Genomic DNA, 643 nt, shown 5'->3' with positions numbered 1-643 from the left:
GTTCCTATGTAAAGCATCCGTAAGTTATCAACAACTTTGAATTAGGTTTATATGTAATTTTTTCTCGATTTCAATCTTCCGTAACAGGGCTTGTTGGTAAAATCGGCTGCTAACTTTTGTCTGCCGGAGGCATTTGACTAAAAGTTAGGCTGATTTTATCAATGATGCCACGAAAGTTCTTCGCCTTTTATCTCATAATATTTCTTTAAAATTCTCAAGGCTCACGCTCCTATATGTGGTCTGACTGAACAGCCACCAGCATCGGTATGATTTTAAGAATAAATAAAACAGCTGCCTGCTTGGCGTTGTGGCTTCAGTCTGGTGAACCACCACGGCTGTTTTGCAGTCTGTCTCTCTTGTGTAATTGAGCTTTCGAGAAGGTTATTTTATGTTTCTGGAACTAAATTCCGATTGATCTGATAGGGTGTTTCGGTCTTAATGACCGACAATATTCTTCTGGCCATTTTATGGGCTACTTTGATAATGATGCTTTTTACGTTCTTGCCTTGGTGTTTTCTATAATATTGCTGCATTTCGGTATCTTTTCTGACCGCGATCCAGGCGGCTTCCACCAGATAGCTTCGCAATTGGGAACGGCTCCTTGGGGTTATGCCCAAGCACTTTTCGGAATCGCCGCTGTTGT

At 41.4% G+C, this 643-nt stretch carries 1 protein-coding gene; it reads right to left on the bottom strand.

Translation table 11 applies throughout. The features are described from left to right. Window positions 1–386: 386 nt before the first annotated feature. Window positions 387–643: transposase (locus ACFPVY_RS15685; RefSeq protein WP_379793089.1), on the bottom strand; the 257-nt coding region annotated here is incomplete at its 5' end.

The sequence above is a fragment of the Flavobacterium qiangtangense genome (assembly GCF_042658345.1).
GTDB classification, from domain to species: domain Bacteria; phylum Bacteroidota; class Bacteroidia; order Flavobacteriales; family Flavobacteriaceae; genus Flavobacterium; species Flavobacterium qiangtangense.
The sequence above is the reverse complement of the archived record's forward strand: the minus strand, read 5'-3'. Positions and strand labels throughout refer to the sequence as shown.